The 23,436-nt window shown below is 61.6% G+C and carries 20 protein-coding genes and 2 pseudogenes; 5 read left to right on the plus strand and 17 right to left on the minus strand.

Annotation, left to right across the window (positions count from 1 at the left end):
- Positions 1 to 35: 35 nt before the first annotated feature.
- From ACIGJC_RS29055 to ACIGJC_RS29100, 10 genes are all read right to left on the minus strand, one after another.
- On the minus strand, positions 36 to 734 hold the full coding sequence (locus tag ACIGJC_RS29055) for an SDR family NAD(P)-dependent oxidoreductase (protein WP_483714990.1): 699 nt from the start codon (positions 732 to 734) through the stop codon (positions 36 to 38).
- Positions 735 to 765: 31 nt separating this feature from the next.
- Positions 766 to 1,482, minus strand: coding sequence for an ABC transporter ATP-binding protein (locus ACIGJC_RS29060; protein ID WP_483714992.1), 717 nt, complete (start codon positions 1,480 to 1,482; stop codon positions 766 to 768).
- The gene (locus tag ACIGJC_RS29065; protein ID WP_483714994.1) at positions 1,463 to 2,197 is read right to left on the minus strand and encodes an ABC transporter ATP-binding protein; all 735 of its coding nucleotides are present in this window, start codon (positions 2,195 to 2,197) and stop codon (positions 1,463 to 1,465) included. Before ACIGJC_RS29065 ends, ACIGJC_RS29060 begins: the two co-directional genes overlap by 20 nt.
- A 10-nt stretch (positions 2,198 to 2,207) precedes the next feature.
- Positions 2,208 to 3,230, minus strand: a complete 1,023-nt coding sequence (locus ACIGJC_RS29070) for a branched-chain amino acid ABC transporter permease (protein ID WP_483714996.1) — start codon at positions 3,228 to 3,230, stop codon at positions 2,208 to 2,210.
- A 13-nt stretch (positions 3,231 to 3,243) separates the two neighbouring features.
- Positions 3,244 to 4,128, minus strand: a complete 885-nt coding sequence (locus ACIGJC_RS29075; RefSeq protein ID WP_483714998.1) for a branched-chain amino acid ABC transporter permease — start codon at positions 4,126 to 4,128, stop codon at positions 3,244 to 3,246.
- Positions 4,129 to 4,212: 84 nt separating this feature from the next.
- A complete protein-coding gene (locus ACIGJC_RS29080) occupies positions 4,213 to 5,478 on the minus strand; it encodes an ABC transporter substrate-binding protein (protein WP_483714999.1) in 1,266 nt (421 codons plus the stop codon).
- A 95-nt stretch (positions 5,479 to 5,573) separates the two neighbouring features.
- Positions 5,574 to 6,554, minus strand: a complete 981-nt coding sequence (locus tag ACIGJC_RS29085; RefSeq protein WP_483715000.1) for a transketolase family protein — start codon at positions 6,552 to 6,554, stop codon at positions 5,574 to 5,576.
- 5 nt (positions 6,555 to 6,559) lie between these two features.
- The gene (locus ACIGJC_RS29090; RefSeq protein WP_483715001.1) at positions 6,560 to 7,447 is read right to left on the minus strand and encodes a transketolase; all 888 of its coding nucleotides are present in this window, start codon (positions 7,445 to 7,447) and stop codon (positions 6,560 to 6,562) included.
- A 77-nt stretch (positions 7,448 to 7,524) separates the two neighbouring features.
- Positions 7,525 to 8,979, minus strand: a complete 1,455-nt coding sequence (locus tag ACIGJC_RS29095) for an NAD-dependent succinate-semialdehyde dehydrogenase (protein ID WP_483715002.1) — start codon at positions 8,977 to 8,979, stop codon at positions 7,525 to 7,527.
- The gene (locus ACIGJC_RS29100) at positions 8,976 to 10,085 is read right to left on the minus strand and encodes a glycerol dehydrogenase (RefSeq protein WP_483715003.1); all 1,110 of its coding nucleotides are present in this window, start codon (positions 10,083 to 10,085) and stop codon (positions 8,976 to 8,978) included. The genes ACIGJC_RS29095 and ACIGJC_RS29100 overlap by 4 nt, the downstream gene beginning before the upstream one ends.
- Before the next feature lie 117 nt (positions 10,086 to 10,202).
- On the opposite strand from ACIGJC_RS29100, the gene ACIGJC_RS29105 reads away from it, so the two are divergent.
- Both ACIGJC_RS29105 and ACIGJC_RS29110 read left to right on the plus strand, forming a co-directional pair.
- Positions 10,203 to 11,033 carry a shikimate dehydrogenase family protein gene (locus tag ACIGJC_RS29105; protein WP_483715004.1) on the plus strand — a complete coding sequence of 277 codons (831 nt, stop codon included), beginning with the start codon at positions 10,203 to 10,205 and terminating at the stop codon, positions 11,031 to 11,033.
- Positions 11,034 to 11,111: 78 nt separating this feature from the next.
- The gene (locus tag ACIGJC_RS29110) at positions 11,112 to 11,795 is read left to right on the plus strand and encodes a GntR family transcriptional regulator (protein WP_483715005.1); all 684 of its coding nucleotides are present in this window, start codon (positions 11,112 to 11,114) and stop codon (positions 11,793 to 11,795) included.
- A 171-nt stretch (positions 11,796 to 11,966) separates the two neighbouring features.
- Here the strand turns inward: ACIGJC_RS29110 and ACIGJC_RS29115 are convergent, their stop codons facing one another.
- The 4 genes from ACIGJC_RS29115 to ACIGJC_RS29130 all read right to left on the minus strand — a co-directional run bounded on the left by ACIGJC_RS29115 (position 11,967) and on the right by ACIGJC_RS29130 (position 16,532).
- Positions 11,967 to 12,518, minus strand: a complete 552-nt coding sequence (locus ACIGJC_RS29115; protein WP_483715006.1) for a TniQ family protein — start codon at positions 12,516 to 12,518, stop codon at positions 11,967 to 11,969.
- On the minus strand, positions 12,478 to 13,332 hold the full coding sequence (locus ACIGJC_RS29120; protein WP_483715007.1) for a TniB family NTP-binding protein: 855 nt from the start codon (positions 13,330 to 13,332) through the stop codon (positions 12,478 to 12,480). The genes ACIGJC_RS29115 and ACIGJC_RS29120 overlap by 41 nt, the downstream gene beginning before the upstream one ends.
- A gap of 19 nt (positions 13,333 to 13,351) precedes the next feature.
- Positions 13,352 to 14,962 (minus strand): transposase, encoded by a 1,611-nt coding sequence (locus ACIGJC_RS29125; protein WP_483715009.1) that lies wholly within the window; start codon positions 14,960 to 14,962, stop codon positions 13,352 to 13,354.
- A 109-nt stretch (positions 14,963 to 15,071) separates the two neighbouring features.
- Positions 15,072 to 16,532, minus strand: coding sequence for an ISKra4 family transposase (locus ACIGJC_RS29130; protein ID WP_483715011.1), 1,461 nt, complete (start codon positions 16,530 to 16,532; stop codon positions 15,072 to 15,074).
- A gap of 356 nt (positions 16,533 to 16,888) precedes the next feature.
- Between ACIGJC_RS29130 and ACIGJC_RS29135 the strand changes: the two are divergent.
- Both ACIGJC_RS29135 and ACIGJC_RS29140 read left to right on the plus strand, forming a co-directional pair.
- Positions 16,889 to 17,125: pseudogene (locus ACIGJC_RS29135) on the plus strand (transposase); the annotation flags it as partial.
- A gap of 50 nt (positions 17,126 to 17,175) precedes the next feature.
- A pseudogene (locus tag ACIGJC_RS29140) lies at positions 17,176 to 17,289 on the plus strand (transposase); the annotation flags it as partial.
- Between the two features lie 65 nt (positions 17,290 to 17,354).
- Here the strand turns inward: ACIGJC_RS29140 and ACIGJC_RS29145 are convergent.
- From ACIGJC_RS29145 to hisD, 3 genes are all read right to left on the minus strand, one after another.
- Entirely contained in the window at positions 17,355 to 18,326 is a 972-nt protein-coding gene (locus ACIGJC_RS29145) for a Bug family tripartite tricarboxylate transporter substrate binding protein (RefSeq protein ID WP_483715013.1), read from the minus strand.
- 67 nt (positions 18,327 to 18,393) lie between these two features.
- Positions 18,394 to 20,643, minus strand: coding sequence for an arylsulfatase (locus ACIGJC_RS29150; RefSeq protein WP_483715014.1), 2,250 nt, complete (start codon positions 20,641 to 20,643; stop codon positions 18,394 to 18,396).
- Positions 20,644 to 20,900: 257 nt separating this feature from the next.
- Positions 20,901 to 22,208: a histidinol dehydrogenase gene (gene hisD, locus ACIGJC_RS29155; protein ID WP_483715016.1), complete on the minus strand. Its 1,308-nt coding sequence runs from the start codon at positions 22,206 to 22,208 to the stop codon at positions 20,901 to 20,903.
- 100 nt (positions 22,209 to 22,308) lie between these two features.
- Here hisD and ACIGJC_RS29160 point away from each other — a divergent pair, with 100 nt between their 5' ends.
- Positions 22,309 to 23,391, plus strand: coding sequence for a LacI family DNA-binding transcriptional regulator (locus ACIGJC_RS29160; RefSeq protein WP_483715018.1), 1,083 nt, complete (start codon positions 22,309 to 22,311; stop codon positions 23,389 to 23,391).
- The last annotated feature ends 45 nt before the right edge of the window (positions 23,392 to 23,436 follow it).

Below are 23,436 nucleotides of genomic sequence, written 5' to 3' on the forward strand. Positions count from 1 at the left end.
GCGTGCGGTCGCGTCAACCGGACCCGAGCCCAGCATCAGGCAATGCCGAACCCCCCATCCACCGGCAGGATAACGCCAGTCACATAGGCCGCATCCTCGGAGCACAGAAAGCGCGCCACGCGCGCGACATCGCGCGGCGCGCCCCAGCGCCGCATTGGAATACGCGCCATGATCGCCGCACTGCGCTCGGGGTTGTCCAGTGCGCCCGATGACAATCGCGTGCGGATCCAGCCCGGTGCCACGGCATTGACCCGGACGCCCCTGGGCGCCAACGCCGCCGCATAGGCGCGCGTCAACCCCAGCACGCCGGCCTTGCTGGCCGTATAGGCTGGATTATTAGGCGACCCGAAGTAGCTCCACATGGACGCCACGTTGACCACGGCACCGCCTGACGCGGCCAGTCGCTCTTCCAGCACGCTGATCATTGACTGCGAGCCGTTCAAGTTCACTTCAACCACCTTTCGGAAGCCCTCTGGCGAAAACTCCTTGCGGTCGTGCAGGATGATGCCGGCCGCGTTGACCAGCACTGACACGGCATCCAGGTCCGCCGTGGCATCACGCATCGCGTCCGCGGCAGTGACGTCGCCGCGCCGGAACTCCAGCTCACCCGGCAGATCCTCGTCGGCGTCCATGCCCAGGCATATGACGCGCAGCCCATCCTCTGCGAACACTTCGGCGATGGCACGGCCGATGCCGGTCCCACCACCCGTTACCACTGCAATCCGTTGATTCATACTGCCTCACTCCCTGTTGAAAAGACGGGCGCTACACGCCCAGGTAGGTGGCGCGCAAGTGCGGGTTCGCGAGCAGTTCCTTCCCTGGCCCGGACAACGCGATGTTGCCGCTTTCGATGACATAGCCGTAGTCGGCCATGGCCAGCACCTGGTTGACGTTCTGCTCGATCACCAGGATGGCCATGTCGCGTTCGCGCAGCTGGCGGATGCTGTCGAAGAGCCGGTCAACCATGATCGGCGCCAGTCCCAGCGAAGGCTCATCCAGCGCCAGCACGCGCGGCAGCGCCATCAGCGCGCGGCCGACTGCCAGCATCTGCTGCTGCCCCCCGGACAGTGTGGAGGCCGGCAGGTGCTGGCGCTCCTCCAGGATGGGGAACATCGTGTACACCTCACGCAGCGTCTGCGCGCGCCGCGCACGCGCGCGCCGATTGCTGGCGCCGATTAGCAGGTTCTCCAGGATCGACATGCCGAGGAAGAGCTGCTTGCCCTCCGGCGACTGGACGAAGCCGTCCAGCACGACCCGGTGCGGCGCCCGCGCGTCGAGCTCACGCCCGTCCATGCGCACCGCGCCGCGCTTGCGCTGAACCAGCCCCGACACGGTGCGCAGGAAGGTGGTCTTGCCAGCGCCGTTGGCGCCGATCAGCGCGGTAATGGAGCCCGGCGCCAGCGATAGGTTGATGCCGCGCAGGACCTGCTGCTCGCCATAGCCGGACCACAGGTCCTCCACTTCAAATATTGCTGCTGGCATAGCCATCTCCGAAATAGGCATTGAGGACCTGGGGCATGCGGACCACGTCTGCGGGCGCCCCATCGGCAATGAGTTGCCCCTGCTCCATCACGATCACGCGGTCCGACAAGCCCATGATGACCTTCATCACATGCTCGACGATCAGCACCGTCACGCCGGTATCGCGGATCTTGCGCACCAGTTCGACCATCTCGCCCGCCTCGCTGGGCGTGGCGCCCGCCACCACTTCGTCCATCAGGAGCAGCCGCGGGCGCGTGGCCAACGCCCGGCCGAGTTCGAGCTTGCGTTTGTCGAAGGCAGTCAGGTCGCTGGCGTCGGTATCGGCGCGCGCGGCAAGGCCCAGGAATTCCAGGCAGGCGTAGGCCTCGTCGCGCACACGCGCCCGCACGCGGCTGCGCGAAAACCCGCCGACCATGACATTCTCCAGCGCGCTGAGCCCGCCGAATGGCTTGGACAGTTGAAACGTGCGGGCGATGCCGCTGGCGCATATCTGGTGCGGGCGCTTGCCGCGGATCTGCTGCCCACCGAACAGGATGTCGCCCTCATCGGCCTGGATCGCGCCGGCGATCAGGTTGAAAGCCGTGGTCTTGCCGGCGCCATTGGGACCGAGCAATCCAAGGATCTCGCCCTTGCCCACCGAGAACGAAAGCTTGCTGACGGCCTGGAGGCCGCCGAAGCGCTTCGAGATCGATTTCACTTCGAGAATGCGTTCCATGGATCTTCCTTCAGGCGTCCTTGGCCATGACGGCCTTTGCCGGGGCCTGGGGTGCGCGCCGGTAGCGCAGCAGTCGCTCGAGCGGGCTGATGATGCCCTTGGGGAAATACAGCACAGCAGCCATCAGAATCAGGCCATAGATCACCAGGTGCAGGCCGAGAAATTTGCCGGCGAACCAGGCGCGCGCGAGTTCGGCGATGGGATGCAGCACGAAGGCGCCGAGCACGGGTCCGATGATGGTGCCCTGGCCACCGACGATGGCCATGATGGCGGCGTCGATCGACAGGTCCAGCCCCATGTTCCTCTCGGGGTTGATATAGCGGAAGAACTGCGCATAGAAAGCGCCGCCCAGCCCGGTCATGAATGCGCTGATGGCCAGCGCGATTATCGGGTAGCGCGTAGTGCTGACACCCACCGCTTGCGCGGCGGCTTCGTCGCCCCGGATCGCCTTCAGGTAGTAGCCCAGGCGTGAGCGTTCAAGCGCCAGCGTGGCCAGCAGCATCGCCACCAGCATGGCGAAGATGATGTAGTAGTACGGCACCTTGCCGTCGAACTGGAACGTCAGCCAGCCTGCCTGCGATGGCGGAATGACCAGGCCCTGCGCGCCCTTGAGCGGAATGCCGAGGAAATCGTCGGTATTCTCGATCCAGATGCGCACGATCTCCGCAAAAGCGATGGTGGTCAGCGTGAAGTACGGTCCTTTGAGCTTGAAAGTGGGATAGCCGATGCACACAGATAGCAGCGCCGCGGCCAACCCGCCGGCAAGCATGCCGAGCCACGGCGTCACGCCCAGCTGGGTGAACAGCAGCACGGTGATATAGCCGGCACTGCCGGCAAACACCGAATGACCCAGCGAGAGCTGCCCCACATAGCCACAGACAAAGTTCCACGCTGATGCCATGTAGGCGAAGTAGAGGATCATGATCAGCGAATGGAGCGCGTAGCTGTCCTGCACGAACAGCGGCAGCACGGCGGCAACGGCCATCAGCGGAATCCCGATCACGGCGTTGATATTGGTCCTCGATATGGTCATGGATATGGCCTCCCTACTTGCGACCTAGCAGCCCGTTGGGGCGGAACAGCAAGACGATGATGAACAGGCAGAACGAGAACACCGACGCGGACGTCGCCGTGACGAACTGCGAGGCGACCGACTCGAACACGCCCAGCACCAGGCCGCCGAGCAGCGAGCCCGGAATCGAACCGATGCCGCCAAGCACCACCACCAGGAACGACTTGATGCCGAAGCCAAGTCCGGTGGTCGGCGATACCGACAGGAACGGCACCAGCAGCGCGCCGAACAGTCCGAGGATGCCAGCGCCGATGCCGAAAGTGACGTTGTAGACCTGACCAACGTTGATGCCGGACAGCGCCGCGGCGTCGCGGTTCTGCGCGGTGGCGCGAATACGGCGGCCGGTATCGGTGGCGCGCAGCCAGTACGACAGGCTGGTCGCGACCGCCACCGCCGCCACGCACGCGATCAGTCGCGGTACGTTGACCGGAAGCGATGCCACGTCGATCGAACCGCTGAGTGCGTCGGTGGCGACCGTGCGTACATCGGGTCCGAAGGCCATCAGGATGCCGTTGTCGATCACCAGGAAAACGCCGGTGGTCAGCAGTAAAGCACCAAGCGGCTCGACCACCATGGTGGCCTCGCGCCTGAAAAGCGGCGCGATTACCACCGCCTGGGTGAAGTATCCGAGCAGGAACAGCAGCGGCACGGTGAACAGCACGGTAAAGTAAGGATGCAGGCCGAATGCCGACCAGATCAGGTAGCTCAAGTACATGGCGAGCATCAGGAAGGAGCCATGCGCGAAGTTGATCACCCTCAGCACACCGAAGATGAGGCTGAGGCCAAGCGCGATACCGCCGTAGATGCCGCCCAGCAGTATGCCGTTGACCACGGCGTAGGCCAGAATGGTTGGGTCCATGTCACTATCTCGATAAGCACGGGCAGCGCCCGTGTTGCGATACATCCGGTCCGGCATGGCCTGCCGGACCGTCCTGCCGGGCGCTCAGCGCACGCCGGGTGCGGGCAGCGGCCACACCGGCGTCACCCCGGCGAGCCGGTTCGATGCCGGCCAGATCGTGCGGCGCTCGCCGTTCTGGTTCTGCGAGATCACGCCGTGGGCATAGGTGTTCTGGCCATGCGCGTCGAACGTGATCCGCTGGTAGCCGGTGATCAACGCGGGACCGCTGCTGATGTCGGTCGCAGCCAGGGCGTCGCGCACTTTCCCGCGCTCGATCGAGGCAGCGCGCTCCAGCGCGTCCTTGACGATGTAGACATTCGACACGCCCTGTGCGCCGTAGGAATTGATGCCATAACCGAGCGCCGACTTGAACTTGGCATCGGCGGCGATCATGGCCGGATCCTTTGCGGCGCGCATAATGTCGACCTGGAAGTCATCCTGCACGAACATGTTCTCGACCGCCTTGGGCGATACCGCCTTGTAGAAGTTCGGATCCTCCGAACCGCCGCCAACCGAATGGATGCCATAGGGCACATACACGCGGCTTTCGGCAAGCTGGCGCGTGAACAGGATGTGGTCCGGCGTGTAGGCCACGACGATCAGCGCGTCCGGTTTGGCGCTGCGAATCTTGAGCAGTTGCGCCGACAGGTCGGTCTGGTTGGGCGGATACGACTCGTCGAGCGAGATGGCATAGCCGCGCTCCTTCGCCAGTTTCTTGATGTTGGCGGCGTGCGAACGGCCCCAATCGGTGCCCTCGTAGAACAGGCCAATGTTCTTCGGGCCCTTGCCAGTCTCTTTCTTGAGCAGATCGAGCGCGTCGAGCTGCTCGCGCGCGTCGTAGATGGCCTTGTTGTTGGGCCGGAACACATACTTGAAGCCGCGCTCGGTGATTTCGTCCTTGACCGCACCGGTGACCAGCCAGGGCACCTTGTAGCGCTCGGCGACCTCAGTGGCCGGGAAGGTCACCGCGCTGTTGTACGCGCCGACGATCAACGTCACGTTTTCGCGCTGGATTAGCCGCTCGGTTTCCGCCACGCCGACGTCGGGCTTGGACTGGCTGTCGGCGAACACGAGTTTCAGGCGCGCACCGCCCAGCGCCTTGATGCCGCCCGCGGCATTGATCTGCTCGGCGGCGATTTCTGCGCCGAGCTTGGTCTGGTTGCCAATGGTCGCTGCGCCGCCCGACAGCGGCAGCACAAAGCCGATCGGGATCTCCTTGACTTGCGCGATGGCATTGCCACCCGCCAGCGCCAGCAGCAAGGCCGCTGCGCCGACAAAGCTTCGGCGGGACGAACGTAGGTGCTTATGCATTGAGTGTCTCCTGGTTTGGTCCGGACACGACGGCCCGGTGCAACTCTGGGTTGCTTCTTTGATCGAGCGCGGGCACGCGGCCCGCGCCTCGCAGATCAGGCCGCCATGACCTGCTGCGCCAGTTCGACGATGCCGGCGGCATCGAGCTTGTAGTGCGCGTACAGGTGGGTCGGGGGCGCGATCAGGCTGTACTCGTCGAGGATGCCGTGGCGCACCAGCCGGGTGCCCGCGCCAGCATCGGCCAACACCTCGGCCACCGCGCCGCCCAGGCCGCCCAACACGTTGTGTTCCTCGATGGTCATGATCATCTTCGAACGCGCTGCTGCACGCAGCACCGCCTCGCGGTCGAGCGGCTTGACGGTGGCCATGTCGATCATGCCGACGGCGCGGCCGGCAGCGCTCAGGCGCTTGGCAGCCTCCAGCGCCGGATGCACCGTCGAGCCGGTCGCGATCAACGTCAGCTCTTCACCCTGCAGGTGCTCGATCGCCTTGCCGAATTCGAAGGTGATGCCCTCCTCGTAGACGGCGGGCTCGCGGCCCCGGCCGATGCGGAAGTAAATCGGCTGCGCATGGTCCTTCGAGGCATTGATCGCCGCACGCAACTGCGGGCCGTCTGCCGGCGCGACCACGGTCAGATCCGCAATTGAGCGCATGATGGCGAGGTCCTCGGTGGCGTGGTGCGAGGTGCCGTAGAAGCCCAGCGAGATCCCGGCGTGATGACCGATTAAGCGCACGGGCAGCGCACAGTAGGCTACGTCCATGCGGATCTGTTCGCAGCAAAGTAGGGCCAGGAACGAGGCAAACGTGGCGACAAAGGGCGTGTAGCCAGCGGTCGCCATGCCGGCCGCGGCCGTGACCATGTTCTGCTCGGAAATGCCGAACTGGATATAGCGATCCGGATGCCGCTGGGCAAAGCGGATCAGCCCGTTGGAATACTGCAAGTCGGCGGAGCCGGCGAGCACAGGCGCGCCCGCGTCGACGAGGTCGATCAGGCCGTCTGACAGGTAGCTGAGCCCGGGGGTGATCGCGTTCAGGCCGCGGTACTGCCAGGAGTCCTTGGAAAGTGGCTGGTTCATTGCAGTCAGTCCTTTGCGAGAATTTCTTCGATGGCGCGCTGTGCGTCGTCCGGGGCCAGGTAGCCCAGGTGCCAGCCCGGCTCCGTCTCCATGTAGGAAACCCCCTTGCCCTTGACGGTCCTGGCGATCACGCACACGGGGCGCGTGCGCGCTGTGTCGGCGCGCAGCCGGCGCAGCAGCGTCGTCAACGCCGCCACATCGTGACCGTCGACCGTATGGACCTCCCAACCGAAGGCCTTCCACTTGGCATCGAGCGGCTCGATGCCCATCACCTCGTCAACGGCGCCGTCAAGCTGGTAGCCGTTGCGGTCTACGATTGCGATCAGCCTGCCGGTGCGGTGGTGGGCAGCGGACAGCGCCGCTTCCCATACTTGGCCCTCTTGCATCTCGCCGTCGCCCAGCATCACAAAGGTGGTGAAGTCCAGGCCCGCGTGCCGGCCGGCGAGTGCCATACCCAAACCCGCGGACAGTGCATGCCCGATCGATCCCGAGCTGAAATCGATGCCTGGCACCTTGCGCATATCGGGGTGGTCGCCCAGGGGACTCCCCAGCCGGGTGTAATCGTCCAGCCATTCTTTCGGGAAAAAGTCGAGATCGGCAAGGATCGGGAACAGCCCCACCGCGGCATGGCCCTTGCCCATCAGAAAGCGGTCGCGCCCCGCCCAAGCCGGCTCGCCGCGGCGCAACTTCATCACGTCGTAATAGAGGGCGGCGAAGGTCTCGGCCGCGGAAAACACCGAGGTATAGTGGCCGGTCTTGGCAATCTCGATCAGGCGGATCGTTTCCAGGCGCACGAAAGTAGCGCGCTCCTTGAGCATCGCCACCTGTTCGGCGCTGGGCGCAAACGGATCGGCGGCGGTGCTGACGAGCGCGGGTGCTACAGGCTGGTTCATCTCACATCTCCATTTTTTTGATGCATCATATATCCTTGATTTGAACAAAAGAGGACCTCGGACAGCCATGGCGGCCGTCAGAGATTTCCCATGCAGAGATACTTCACTTCCAGGTAGTCTTCGATGCCCTGGCGCGCCCCTTCGCGTCCGAGCCCGGATTCCTTGATACCACCGAACGGTGCCACGGCGGTCGAGATCAGGCCTTCATTGATGCCGACCATGCCGCATTCGAGCGCCTCGGCCATGCGCCACACGCGGCGCAGGTCCTGCGTGTAGAAATAGCCGGCCAGCCCGAACGGGGTGTCATTGGCCATCTGCACGACCTGGTCGTCCGAATGAAAGCGCATCAGGGGTGCTACCGGCCCGAAGATCTCGTCGCGGCCAAGCGCCATCTTTGCGCTGACCTCGCCCACTACGGTGGGTGCATAGTAGGCAGAGCCATCCTCCGGCGGCGTTCCGCCCGCCAGCACGCGCGCGCCCTGTCCGACCGCCTCGTCGACCATGCCGTGCACGCGCCGTGCCGCGCCGGCATGGATCAGCGGGCCAATGGTGACGCCAGGCTGGCTGCCGTCGCCCATCCTCAGTTCCGCTACCGCCGCGCACAGCTTGGTGGCAAAGGCATCGTAGACGGCGTCATGGACGAAGATCCGATTGGCGCAGACGCAGGTCTGGCCCGCATTGCGGTACTTCGAGGCCATGGCGCCGCGCACCGCGGCATCGATATCGGCATCATCGAACACGATAAAGGGAGCGTTGCCGCCCAACTCCAGCGACAGCTTCTTGATATTGGACGCCGACTGCTCCATCAGCAGGCGGCCGACGCGCGTGGAGCCGGTGAAGGTGAGTTTGCGCACGGCCCCACTGCGCGCGAGGACTTCGCCAATGACCGGCGCACTGGCACCGGTGACCACGTTGAATACGCCCGCCGGGACGCCGGCACGCTGCGCCAGCTCCGCCAGCGCCAGCGCGCTCAACGGTGTTTCCGAGGCAGGCTTGAGCACGACCGTGCAGCCCGCGGCCAGCGCCGGTGCCACCTTGCGCGTGGCCATCGCAATCGGGAAATTCCACGGCGTGAGCGCCGCCACCACGCCCACAGGCTGGCGGATCACCATCAGGCGCCGATCTGGCGACGGCGTGGGAATGCACTCGCCATAGGTGCGCGAAGCTTCTTCGGCAAACCATTCGACAAAGGACGCGCCGTAGACCACCTCGCCTGCCGCCTCGGCCAGCGGCTTGCCCTGCTCTGCCGTCATCAGCGCGGCCAGATCGGCTTCGTTCTCCCGGATTAGTGTGTACCAGCGCCGCAGACAGTCAGCGCGATGCCTGGCGGTAGTATTGCGCCAGGCAGTCAGGGCGCGCTCGGCTGAGGCGATCGCGCGGCGCGTTTCGTTGGCGCCCATATCGGCGACTTCGCTGATCACTGCGCCGGTGGCGGGGTTGGTCACGGCGAAGCGTGCGCCGCCGTCGGCATCGCACCATTCCCCCCCGATCAGGCCTTGCGTGCGCAGCAACCCGGTATCGTGGAGCTTCATGATGCCTCCGTTGCTTGGAGCATCTGCAACGCGCGTGCATTCACGGCGCGCATCGCCGCAACCAGATCGCTTGCGTCCAGTTCACGCATGAAGTTGCGCATATGGGGCGCGGCCAAAGAGAGTTCGGCAGCATGACGCAGCTCGTCCTGTGTTGCATCAGGCAGGCCCAGGTCAGCGAGGCACAACGGCAGGCCGATGCGGCGATAAAGCGCCTCAACTTCAGTGCGCTCGGTATCGTCGCGCCGCTCCAGTTCCAGCTGCACCAGCAGGCCGAAGGCTACCTGGAGGCCGTGCGGCGCGTGACTGACGCCGCGCAACGCCGACAGGCCGCGTGTCAGCGCATGCGCAATCGACAAACCACCGCTCTCGAAGCCCAGACCCGACATCAGAATGGTGGCCTCCACCACGCGCTCAAACGAGGGCGTCGGCGTGCCCGTACCCGCAGCAGCCAGTGCATCTTCCGCATCCGCCACCAACACCGCGTAACATCCGCGCGCCAGCGCGAGAGCCGACAGCAACGGGCGCGTACCGAACATATTCTTTCCGGCCGGCGCACGCGCACATTGCTCGGCTTCGAACAACTTCGAGATGGCGTCGCCGATTCCCGCCAGCAACATCGTGGCAGGCGCCTGGGCAATCAGCGCCGTGTCGGCAATCACACTGCTGGGGCTATATGGCAGATGCCGCACGGCGAGTAGGCGGTGTGCCTCGTCATACAACACATAGTTTTTGCTGGTCGGCGCGTCGTTTGACGCGACGGTGGGCACGGTAATCACCGGCACGCCGAAGTAGTCGGCCAGCGCCTTGCCCGCATCGATGCTGCGCCCGCCGCCAGCCGCAACCACGAGGTCGGGGCCTGGCTGTCCGGCCTCGGCCGCCAGGCGCGCCACCAGGCCAGGTGTCAGGGCTTCGTCGAAGCTGACGCTGCGCATCGCCACGCCAGCCTGTTCGCACAGGCGCACCAGCCGTTCCCCTACCATGCCCATCACCATGCGGTCGGCCACCAGCAAGGCATTGCTGCCCAGGCGCGCCGCGTGCTCGCCCAATACTTCGATGGCTCCCGCACCCTGGACATAGCGTCCGGGCGATCCGAATACTGCTTGCACGTTGTCTCCTCTCGTTCATCCAGCGCTCGCCGAATTTCGATACATGATATAGGATATATCCTATCAGGCAAGGAATTTCTTTCGGACTCATCCAACCCGCTTCAGGAGACATAGCTCATGCAGCCACCCGATCTTCAGCCCCGCGCCGCCATCAATGGCCATACCCGCGTCATCGTGATCCTCGCCTACCCGACCCACCACGTGCGCACGCCATCGTTTTTCAATGCCTATATGGCCGAGACCGGCACCAACGCGGTCCTCGTGCCCTGGCAGGTCGCGCCGGCACAGCTGGCCGACGCGGTACGTGGCCTGCGCGAGGTTGAGAACCTCGCAGGCCTGATCGTGACGGTGCCGCACAAGCAGGCTATTGCCGGCCTTTGCGATGAACTGGAGGGGATTGCCGCCGACCTGCACGTATGCAACGTGGTGCGGCGCACCGCCGATGGCCGCCTCATTGGCGCCATGTACGACGGCATCGGCTTTGTCGAAGGCATGCGCAACAACCAGATCAACCCGGCGGGCAAGCGCACCCTGCTGCTCGGTGCCGGGGGAGCCGCCACGGCGGTGGCTGCCGCGCTTCTCGACGCCGGTGTCGCGCAGTTGACGGTGGCGAACCGTACGCGCCCAAAGGCGGAGGAACTCGCCACCCTGCTGCGGGCACGCCGGCCCGGTGCCGCGGTTCAGGCCGCCGCCAGCGTGGAAGGCGACTGGGACCTGGTCGTCAACGGCACCTCGCTGGGCCTGAAGCCAGATGACCCGTTGCCGCTCGACCCCGCCCTGCTGCGTCCCGGCACCATCGTCGCCGAGGTCATCATGCAGCCGGCCGAAACCGCCCTGCTGATTGCGGCACGGGAACGTGGCTGCGGCGTGCATCATGGCGAGCACATGGTCACTTCGCAGATCAGGCTGCTAGCCGACTTCCTGTTCAGCGCAACCGACGCGCAGTAGCGCCATTGCGGAAGCGGGAAATCGGAGCCGGCACATCATATATGATATGTCCATGTACCCATGGCTGAGGCAGGACCCATGAAAGAACTTGCGCGGGTGGAAAAAGGCAACCTCTCTTCCCGAGTCTATGATCAAATCCGCTCCGCGCTGATGAGCGGCAAGTACGTGCCCGGCGAACGGCTGCGCGTGGCCGATCTCGCGCAGTCGCTTGGCACCAGTTCGACGCCAGTGCGCGAGGCGATCTTTCGACTGGTCAGCGAGCAAGCGCTGACCATGACCGCCGCCACCTCGATCACCGTCCCCGAACTGGATCCCGACACCGTCGGGGAAATCCAGTTGATGCGCACGCTGCTGGAGGGCGCCGCTGCCGAAACAGCAGCGCAGCGCATCACGCCGCAGGAAATCGCCCGGCTGCGCAAGACGCACGAGGCGTTTATCAAGGCCGTGGCAATCAGCCCGCGCGAGGCCGCAGCGCAGAACCGCAAGTTCCATTTCGAGCTGATGGCGGCATCGCGCCTGACCAATCTGTACGCGGTAGTTGAGAGCATGTGGGTACGCATGGGTCCGCTCCTGCACATTTTCCATACTGAACTGCGCGCCAGCCGCGAGAGCTTGAATTCGCACCCTCACTATCGCGTGCTTGACGGACTGGAGCGCCATGACCCGGCCACCGCGTCACAGGCCATCCGCGATGACATCCAATGGGGGAAGGTTGTCTTGCTTGAATGGATGGAGACACGCGAAGAGCGGGAAACGGCTTAGTCAATGGGTTGGGGCCGCGTCTCTGGTGTCCTCTTTTATGTTTGCGATCCCATCTCGGCGATTAATTGCATTTTAAGCTTGGCGAACTGCTTCGCCTCGCTTGTTGAAGATCGAGGTTCATGCGACCCACGCTCAACATTCCTGCGACCGTTGCATTTTTTCGCACAGCATTCATGCGACTGTGCGTTTTCCATGCGATACAAGCTCCCGGTGGGGCGTTGCCCCCGCTCTTCGAAGCAGCTGACTAAAATTCCCAAGGTAATAGAGATTCCAGTACCAGGTCGTTTCGAGTTTGCCGGGATGTACCTCGCACATTGAAAAGGCCGGATCCAGCCACTCGAGTTTCCAGAATGGCAAGCAGTCATCGCCGCGATTCAGGATCAAACAGGGATAGCAATACCGTAAGCGACGTCGTTCGTAGATCCAACCGATTGGGGTCTGCATAGCTCTCAAGCGATCCACGCTCACGTGGGCGAGCTGTGAGAGACGTTCCAAGGTCTCGTGCGGCACTGGCGGAAACAGTAGCCATTTTCTTTGCGTCAGGGTTGGCATCGGACCGAGATCGGCGTGCGTCCAAAGCTGCTCGACCGTCATGTAGTACTTTGCAGCGATTCGTCCAAGCCAGCCTCCAAAGGCCTCCCCATCAAAGGGACGCGGTGCAACGGGCCACGGCCTCGGCCGGTTAGAGCACGCAGCTCTGGGCGTGTTCAATGTGGGAGACATCGATCATTTCCCTTCCATCGCGGATCGCCAGCTCGGTGGCAGCATTCAAAATCCGCGAGATCTCACCGGTCAAACCTCCGCTCGCCTCCAGAACCGCCGAGACAACTTCTCGCCTCGACAGATTTGATGGGCGTCGCAAAGGAAGAATGCGCTCGAATGCTGCCGGGAGGCCTCGGAACGCTTCCGACTCCTGCCATCGAGGCATCTCGAAGCGCTCAAAGCGACTGCTCATTTGCGAATCGGTCTGAAGCGCAAACTCAGCATCGTGCGTTCCCACAAGGACAATGGTCATCATGAGATCGTTAGCGAGGAATTTGAGCAGATTTAGTGAGGCGCGCTGTTCGCGATAACTTCCCGCCAAGAGGTGATGAACTTCATCGACAACCAGCATACGCGGTGAAACTTCCCGTAGCACCTCGCGACTCAGATTCTCGAGCACGTTGAGCTTCGCTGCTGCGTTGAATGGCGCTCCAAGCCCAAACAGGAGCGAGGTGTAGAAGCGGCTCTGGTCGGGCGTCGGTGGCATCTGCATAGACACAACCTTGCGGTGCGCCACACCCGCTACTTCATCGTATTCCGGAGGATGGCGCCGTTCGAATTTCGCGATGACCTGGGTCTTCCCGATGTTTGATTCGCCGTACAGCAGCACGCACGGCATACGCTGCCGCGGAGGGATCTTTACCAACCGGTCCAAGAGATCGAACGCCTGGGTTGCGCGGGGATAGTCAATCCATCGATCGCGAGCCAAGGCAAGAATGCGAACATTGTCGTCGCTCTTTGCTAAAGACCGGACATCAGGCAGGAGGTGTGTCAAGGAAGCACCCATTGCCTGCTCACAGTTGCTCTACGTGATAAGTTGGCGCCGGCTTGCTGTAGTCGACGTCCGTCGTAGGCGATGACGCATCGGCGGATTTCGTCTGCTGACTGGACTGCCCGCTTGCCGGGAAAGGCGAAGTCTCGGCTGCTCTTCCGCGTCTGTCTGCAGATCGCCGCTTCGCAGTTGCCCCCTCAATGATGCTGCGCTGCGCGGCTATCGCGTTGAATATCGCAGACTCCGTGACCTGGGATTTTCCCTGCGACCGGAGATGTTTCAGAGCGGCCTTTTGCTCCCAGAGCGAGATTCGGCCACGCCGCAAGTCGGCAAAGTTTGCCTCCACGTATTCCTTGCCATCAGCACTGACGAAGATTCTCGATAGGTCCTCCGGATGGTATCGCACCACGACGCGACGATTAGCCGCCCGCCAGGCGGTGAAGATGGGATGCCAATAGTGCAAATAGAACAGCGACAAGCCGTCAGCCTGGATGGTGCGTCGGCTCATCGGCAAGAACTGAATGAGGAAGCGAAGTTCTTCCGCAGCCGAGTCCGGGAGAAGCCGGGGCTTGGATGCTTCGGACAACGTCAACCACGCGGAGTATGGTGTCGCGCCACCTAGGCCTCGATGGGCACTGTGATGGTAGGTCTGTCCGATTTCATACATCAGCCATTGCTCGAACTCCGGGAGGGTTAATGCGGCCTCCACTTCTGGCTTGCGAGCTTTTCGTCCTTTCGTCGAGGATCCAGTCGAGCCTGGCAGACTGTGCACCTTCTCCATCATGGTCCGGTTCAGTCTTTCGATATGGCCCCCGAAGTAGGGTCGGCCAGGCGGGCGATACATCAGTTCGATTCCGTACTGATTGCAACCCGCTTGCAGTGCCTTACTTTTGAACTCGGCAGCGTTGTCGAGATGCAATACCTTTGGCACGCCATGCATCGGCCAGTCTACCGTGACGTCCCGGCTCGCCAACCAGGGGGCCTTGGGCAGGACCATCCGCGTGAGAAGCAGAGCGACAGTGGCCGCGTTGGGGCGGTCGAAACCGACATACATTGCCACGACTGACCGTGTGGCGACGTCGATGGCCAAAGTTAGCCATGGCCTGCCGATTGTGTGGCGAAACGCCTCATCGACCAGCATGATGTCGGCAAGTGTGTGATCGATCTGCACAATATCCAAAGGATGCCGTGCCGTGAAGTGGCCCGGCGCTGCGCCCGAAAGCTTCGTGCATTCCTTGTCACGGTGGTCAGCCCAACGCCGGGATATCGTTGCGCGCGAAGGTGGTGTGGCGCAAGCAGCAGTGCACCGCATACGAATCTCTCGGCAAATCTCATTGAGGGGATGAGCCAGATGCTTCTGCCGCGGAAGCCATTCCGATAGGACACCATGAACGATTGCCTCCACCTGCTCCGATAGCATGTATTGCCCTCGCCGTGGCCCAGGCGGAAACGGGAGCAATGACGCTGCCACCGGGTCTTCCAGAAAGCGTCTACGCAACCGGTACACTGAAGAACGGTGCAAGCCCAATAGCTGTCCTGCAAGCAATGCTTGCTTGCGGGTCAATGGCGCTTGGCCAAGAGAGCGGAAGATTTTCGCCGCTGCCAGTTCGCGCTTATCGGGCTCCTCTTTCATCGCAGGCCCTGGAGGATTTTTCCTCGTCTTACATTAGGCGATTCTGGCCAGATGTCGGCATAGTCTTAAGAATGCTGAGAGAGAGTGAATCAAACTGTGGGAGGTCAATTCATGCCGCTCGGCGCGCATTCGGCGAGTTCACAGCTATAGAAGTTTTGGTCAACCCGGCAAGTTTCTTAACCGAGAATTCTTTGTTGAGAACAGCAACTCTGACCTGCGCCAGACAGTGCGCTCCCTCGTCCGTCCATCGCATTTGTTGCTTCTTCGCCATGCGATGGCTGACCACCAGGTTCACCGCGGACTCGGCAATGCTGCTGCTGATTGGTAGTCCCTTGTGATAGCGCATGCCATAGTTCACGAGCGTACCGGCGTTGTTCTCGATATAGAAGTACAGGCGGCGCAAGTTCCAGTACAGCGTCGAGTTCTCATAGCCTTTGTCCGCCAACAGCGTGGCATCCAATGCCTTGATGCGGAACACCGATTGTCGGCCCTTTCCATGCCAAACCAGCCACTTGGCGTGGTCGATCTCTGTCTCTACGGCGATTCGCTCGTCCGGCTCCATCGTCTGGCTTCCTAACACCGAGTTCCTGGCAGCCTTGAACTTCATCGCGATGTGAAACCAGTCCAGAATCCTTCCCCTGGCAAGCTGGCTGCCATCTACCGCCTTGCCAAATTCGCCAGCGTCATCGCTGATCACGGTGACTCGCTCGTCTCGAGCCACGCCGCTTGCAAAGAGAAATTGGTCCAGCCGCGCGGGCGCCGATGGCACCAGCTTATGCACGTACGCGTAGAGACGCGGGGTGCGATCAGCAAGAGTTGCGCGGCCCGCAACGATGTTGACATATCGATCCCGAGTCAACTTCTGCGCCCAAGGCGATTTTAGCTCTGCAAGGCCGCGCGCCGCTTTGCGGCTCTTGGGGCTGCTGCTGAAGCTCAGCCAAGCCGAGTCGACGCTCACGCAGCCGACGGTGGTCGATTCGCGAATCTGCTCTCCGCTGACCGCTTTGGGTCCAGACACGATATCGCGCTCGATCTGCGCGTCCAGCGCCCTCCCGATGGCGAGGATCCGACGGCGAGTACTACCGAAGGAAATCCCTTTGTCCAGCGGAAGGACCTCTCGAAGCAGCTCAGTGGCCTGACGGTAGGGTAGATGGGCAGCCCATTTGGCCTGCAGGTACTCCAATTCCGGCGTCACACGCTGGTGAACGGCCTTGCTCAGCGGACTCACTGAGCGGCGCGGTTGTCCTTGCTTCGCCGCGCAGTTGCACGCCCACAGCCTCGGACTCGGCACGTCGACCTTGCCAAACACGGTTCGCAGCACGATCGACTGTGCGTCCTTATGCGCCAGCATCGAGCCACAACGATCGCAAGCCAATTGGCCCTCCATCCACCCGGCAGTCTGCTCCGACACCAGTAACGATTGAACCTCAGCAAGCAAGGCGCGACCTTCGGCAAGTGTAAGTCCCAGGTCGGCAACGCTCTGGTCCTTTCGTTCCACCACAGCAACGATCGTTGCTTCAGTCTCACCCGCTTTCCCACCCTCCAGGCGGGCCTCGATGATCAGTCGCATAGCAACTCCGATCGGTTGGCAACGTCGCCAGCATAGCTGATACGGTCAGCGCACCGGGCGGGCTGGATGGGCTCTTTTCGTTAGAAACTTCGCGAATTCCAAGCACTCCATCGGGTACGGCGCCGTCATGCCGTCTATGACGGCGGTCAAGTCAACGGAAATGGCCTCCCACGTATTGGTTCACTCTCTGCAAAGAATAAGTAATCTTAGTACGGTGGCTAACGCAGAAAACGCTAACTTTTTGATTTACAACACTTTTAAAAAGAGCCTAGCAGGCCGCTGAAATACCTCCAGCGGAAGTCAGCGCGACAACCGGGTGAAGCGTTGATTTGAGGACCCCAGTCAACTCCACTTTCATGCGCGGCGCAGACACCTTCACAGAAAGCTTGTTCACGATGCGGCGGCTGGACGATTTCGTGCCGAAGTCCCACCCGCTGCGCTCGATCCGCACTATGGCCAACCAGGCGCTGGTAAAAATGGACAGGTTGTTCGCGCAGATGTACGAGGCCGATATCAAGGGTGGCCAGCCCAGTATCGCACCGGAGAAGCTGCTCCGGGCTATGCTGCTGCAGGTGCTCTACAGCGTTCGCTCGGCGCTCGCCGCTTGAGGGAATCGTCGCTGCGGCGCACTGTCGTCGGCGATCTGGTTGAAGGCATCAAAAACTGGATCCAGGTGATCAAGCGCATGGCCTATGGCTTCCGCGATGACCACTACTTCTTCTTCAAGATCCGGGCGGCCTTCCCCGGAAATCGGTGAAGAACCGATTTAAAGCCACACTCGGCCGCTCGCCACGGCCGAAGATATCGCTCAATATACAGTAGTCAATCCAAGGTAGTGCCCGTGGACTTCACCACGATCGACCATTTCGCCGTATCGGCCTTAATCAGTTCTCCGAAGCTCTCGGAAGTGCCGCCTGCAGGCTCCGCTCCGATGTCAATCATTCGCTGCCGCACGTCGGGCATGGCCAGCATCTTAAGCATGGCCGTGTGCAGCTTTTCGATAACCGGTCGAGGCGTTCCTGCCGGAGCCATCAACCCCTTCCAAGCGGGCACGACATAGCCCGCAAGGCCAGCCTCGTCGATGGTTGGGATATCGGGTGCAGCCATGGCGCGACGTGCGCTCGCCACAGCCAGCGCACGGAGTTTTCCAGCCTTGACCTGAGGCAAGAGAGCGGGCATGTTGTCGATCGCCATCGACACATGTCCCGCCAGAAGATCGCTCACGGCGGCGCTGGAACCCTTGTATGGCACATGCAGCATCTTCAAACCGGCAGCTTGATTCATAAGCACACCGGCCAGGTGTGCCGGCGAGCCCTGGCCCGGCGAAGCAAAAGTGACCGCGGTGGGAGCGTTCTTGGCATAGGCGATGAACTCCTTGAGCGTCTTCGCAGGAACCGAAGGGTTGACCACCATCAGGTTGTGTTCGTTCTGCATCAGAATGACCGGGGCCAGGTCTTTGATCGGATTAATCGACATCGTCTTGTACAGACTTGGATTGATCACGATCTGCCCAGTCGACGCCATGAGCAGCGTGTAGCCATCGGGCGTTGCCCGGGCGACCTGCTCGGCGCCGATATTGCCGCCGGCGCCTGGACGGTTTTCCACTATGACCGGCTGCTTGAGTTCCACAGTGAGTTTTTCCGCAGCAAGGCGTGCTGCAATGTCTCCCGAACCACCTGGCGCAAAACCCACGATTAGCTTGATAGGCTTAATCGGGTAGGCTTGTTGCGCTAGGACAGGCGGAATCACTAGCGCGCCCAGCGCGCACAGGGCGAGTAGTTTGCGTTTTTGCATGGTATTGTCTCCAGTCACGAATGCGACCTTTCCTGCAAGGGATTAGTCTTTTATTGAAGCCTCCACTTCATTGCTCACGGAGAACCGCTGCGTAAATCGCACCCGGCTCGGTCCCTCCATCGATGTCGAGATCAACGAAGACCCGCAGAGACACGCCGGTAAAGCAAAACGGCGCCTTATAGGACAGGCTGACAGGCGCGCCTGCGTCCAGTCCACAATTGAGACCCGCAGTCGTTCCGTGGGTCGGCCAGGTACTGGGTATGTCAACCGAGCCCAGTTCAGCGCCATCGACGTAAAGCGCGGCGGCGCCTGCGTTCCTGCCCTGCCGCTGGAATCGGAGCTCGATACTCGCCTTGTCCGATGCCGGCCGGAAGTCCACCTGAAGGTTGTGCGTCACCGACTCAGAGTAGACGTACTCGTAGCACAGCTTGCCATCTTTTAGGAACAGCACGAATCCGCCGAAGTGACTGCCCCACGCCAAGATGATGCCTTCCACCCCTGGGGAACGCGCACCGTCGAATATGGCTTTGATTCGGTAGCTGCGGTCGGTGATATCGGGCGAAGTCAAGCGGTCGATCCGGGCCATATCGCCGTGCAGCTCATAGTGCGCCACCCGGTTCATTTTCAGGCGCGCAGCTGCCCGCTCCCAGTCCCGGTCATCCAGCGGAAGTGCTCCGTATTGATGCGCCTGAGCCCACCACAGGTCCACCATCTGCTTGAGCTTGCCGGGCTGGGCCGCCGCAAGGTCGTTGATCTCCGCGTAGTCGTTGTCCAAGTGATAGAGCTCCCACTCATCAAGCTCGAAGTCTCCGCCCTTGGGATGACGTGCGACGGCCTTCCAGCCGCGGTGCCAGATTGCGCGGTCACCGAGCAATTCGAAGAACTGGGTTTCCTTGCGCGTGGGCGCTGCGGGCTCGCCGAAGGTATAGGCCATGCTAATGCCATGGATCGGCAATTGGGGCGAGCCCTTGTAGGTTTGAGGCGCCTGCACATTCAGGATGTCGTAGACCGTGGGCGCGAGATCAATCACGTGATGGAACTGGTGACGAATGGAACCCTCGTCTTTGATTTGTCCCGGCCAATGCATGATCAGCGGTGCGCGCACTCCGCCACCATGTGTGCCCTTCTTGTACCACTTCAGCGGGGTGTTCGAGACTTGGGCCCACCCCGTCGGATAGTGGTTGTAGGCCATCTCGCTACCAATCTTGTCCAGATTCTCCAACCCCACCTCGGGAGACTCCATCTCATATACCATGTGCTTGCGCAAATTGATTGCGCCTGTCGGCCCCCCTTCGGCGCTTGCTCCATTGTCGGAAAGCAGCACGAAGAGTGTGTTGTCGAGCTGGCCGACAGAGTCGAGATAGTCCACCAAGCGGCCGATCTCGGAATCGGTGTGCTCCAGAAATCCCGCATACGTTTCCTGCAGCCGCGTAAGCAAGGTCTTCAGGTCTGTGGTCAGTTCGGTCCACGGCTGGACGCCGGGATTCAAGGGAGAAAGCGTAGTGTTGGGTGGAACAATGCCCAGACGGATCTGCTTTTGCAGACGCTCAGCTCGGATGTCGTCCCAGCCACCGTCGTAGCGGCCCTTGTAACGATCGATGTATTCCTGCGGAACGTGGTGTGGCCAGTGGCAAGCCCCAAAGGCGAGGTAGAGAAAGAAGGGGCGCTGTTGCGCGGACGATAGGTGGTCGCGAACGTCCGTGATCGCGTGATTCACCAAGTCCGTGCTCAAATGGTAGTTTTCCGGCTTTTCTAGACGGATGGGACGGTTGTCCTGACACAGCTCCGGATTCCACTGGTCGGTCAGCGCGCCATGGAAGCCATACCAGCGGCTGAAACCTTTGCCGATAGGCCAGTTGTCATGCGGACCAGCCGAGCCATAGTCGGCGATATTGGTCAGATGCCATTTCCCGACGGCGTAGCTGCCGTACGCATGCTGGCTCAGCACCTCCGGAATAGTCGCAGCTTCGTCGGACACCTGGCCGCTGTAGCCGGGGAAGCCGCTGGACCATTCCGCGATAATGCCCACCCCCACAGTATGGGCATTGCGCCCCGTCAGCAAGCAGGCCCGGGTTGGCGAGCACATTGACGTTACATGAAAATTGGAATAGCGCGCACCTTTGGCGGCTAGTTCATCCATACGCGGCGTGGCGATCTCGGAGCCGTAACACCCAATGTCGGAGTAGCCCACATCATCAAGTACGACAAACACAACGTTGGGTGCACCCGCTGGCGGTGCAACCCTGTCAGGCCACCATGGCACAGAATCCTTGTAGGTCTTGCCGATCGTTCCCTTGAACTTATGTGCGGGATTCATCTTTGTCGTGTCTCCGATATCAAAGCGTTTGGCTTCATTTGTTTAGAAAGTGTGGCTGTCCACCGGCCGCCGGCCGAGATCCACCCCATTTCAAGTGCCGAGGCTGCTTCATGCCAGGGAACCTGCGGTTAACGCAGGCCTGGCACAGGCGGGTGGCAAAAAATATTCGCGGCCCAGAACGAGCACGAACTCAAAGCGCCTGACTGGCGGAGCATGCTCTTCAAGTGGAGGGCAACCAAATTCCGTGAGGCGTTGGCTCAGGCGGCTACACCGGCGTAAGGCACATCTTCGTTACCATAGCGGCGCACACGAATGTTGGCCTGCTCACCATGGGCGACCATTCCTTCCAGGTCACACAAGCGAGAGCAATAGCGGCCGATCATGGCCGAGGCTTCGTCGGTCAAGACCTTCTGGTAGGTGCAGGTCTTGATGAACTTGCCAACCCACAGTCCGCCCGTGTACTTACCGGCCTTTCCGGTCGGAAGCGTGTGGTTGGTACCGATCACCTTGTCGCCGTAGGCGACGTTCGTGCGCGCGCCGAGGAACAGAGCGCCGTAGTTGCGCATGTTCTTCAGGAAATAGTCCGGGTCGCGCGTCATGACCTGAACGTGCTCGCTGGCGATACGATCGGCCTCGGTCACCATTTCCTCGTACGAGTCGCAGACGATCACCTGACCATAATCGCGCCAGGACACGCCGGCGGTCTTGGCGGTCGGCAGGATTTTCAACAGGCGCTCGATTTCGATGATAGTGGCCTGGGCCAGCTTCTCGGAGTTGGTGAGCAGGATGGCGGGCGTATTGAAGCCGTGTTCGGCCTGGCCCAACAGGTCGGTAGCGCACAGTTCCGCATCGACCGAGTCGTCGGCGATGACCAGGGTTTCTGATGGACCAGCGATAAGATCAATGCCGATGCGGCCAAACAACTGCCGCTTGGCTTCCGCGACAAAAGCGTTGCCTGGGCCAACAATCATCGTCACCGGAAGGATCCGCTCAGTCCCCAAGGCGAATGCGCCGATCGCCTGTACACCACCTAGTGTGTAGATTTCGTCAGCGCCACCCAGGTGCATGGCAGCCACCACTGCGGGCGCCGGCTTGCCACCCACCGGCGGGGATGAAGCGAGGATGCGCGAAACGCCTGCGACCTTGGCTGTCACCACGCCCATGTGGGCCGAGGCAACCAGCGGAAACTTCCCCCCCGGCACATAGCAAGCCACGCTCTCAACGGGCATGTTCTTGTGGCCCAGGATCACACCGGGCAAAGTCTCCACTTCCAGATTGTGCAAGGTGTCTTTCTGGTGCTGCGCAAAATTGCGAATCTGGGCCTGCGCAAAGCGGATGTCATCCAACTGACCAGGGGTTAACTGTTTCACGCAATAAGCAATTTCGGCATCTGACAGACGGAAGCTTTCAGGCGACCAGTTATCGAATTTTGCGGACAGTTCCAGCAAGGAAGCGTCGCCGCGTTCTTCAATGTCGGAAAGAATATTTCGGACGGATGCCTGCACTTGCGCTGCATCCTGGGCGGACTGTTCTGCCGTGCGGCCTTCTTTGAGATAGCGAACCATGTATGTCTCTCCGATCAATTGGATTGGGGTTTCTTTGCAAATTCGTGCAAGACATGTACAGTTTGCACGAAGGAATTGTGCAAGTGTTGCGCAAAAACTTATGGTTAACCCCCCGGAAAAATCATTTATGAAGTCTCAGACATCCCGCCGGGCTATACCCCTGCCAAAGGCTCCCACACTAGATGAAATTGCGCACCGCACAGGCGTCTCCACTTCCACGGTGTCCCGTGCGCTGTCCGGCCATGCATCCATCAGCGCAGGTACACGCGACATGGTTCAGGCGGCGGCCAGCGCGCTCGGTTACCGCCTGCCCACGCAAGGCCGCCGCAAGGTGAGAAAGTCGGCGACGAAGATCGTCGGCATCGTGATAGGTGCGCTGCATAACCGTTTCATGACAGTACTTTTGGAGCATCTGCATGACGAATTGCTGGCGTGTGGCTACCATGTCACGCTCATCATCGATTCCATGAACGAAGCGGGCAGCCTGCAGACCTTGCGGCCGCTGATCGACGGGTTTCTCGACGGACTCATCTTTGCGACGGCATCGCTTGACTCTCCCGTGGTCGCCGAACTCAAGCAGCGAGGTATTCCGCTCGTACTTGTCGTCCGCTCCGTCGACGAGCCCGGCCTCACCACGGTCGAGATTGATAACAGCCATGCCGGAGCGGAAGCGGCTCGCCACCTATACGAACTCGGGCACAGAAGCATCGGCATGGTGATGGGCCCGCCCAATACTTCGACCAGCCGAGACCGCTCCGAAGGAGCGTTGAAATGGCTGGAAGGGCACGGCATTCCACGCCGGGACGTGCCCCTCATCTTCGGCGAATACACCACCGAAAGCGGATACTCCGGCGCCGTGTCGCTGCTTGCGCAACCTCAGCCCGTGTCGGCCATCATCGCGGGCAACGACACGATTGCCATGGGCGTGCTCGATGCCGCGAAGCGCCGCAGCATTGTCGTGCCACAGCAGCTTTCAGTGATCGGCTTCGATGATATCCCTCTCGCAGGCTCACCCCTATTGGCACTGACGACGATTCGCCAACCAGTGGAAGCCATGGCAAGAACAACGGCGCGAAGGCTCGTAGAACGGATGCAGGGCAATGGTTTCTCGCCCGCCACAAGAGACATACTACCGATCCAGCTGATCCAGCGGGATTCCACTGGCCTGCACCGCAAATCATAGCTTGCACACCCTCGGATCGAGCAGGGGACCGAGTCACCCCCGTCG

It is taken from the genome of Cupriavidus sp. C3SS-1, assembly GCF_057073755.1.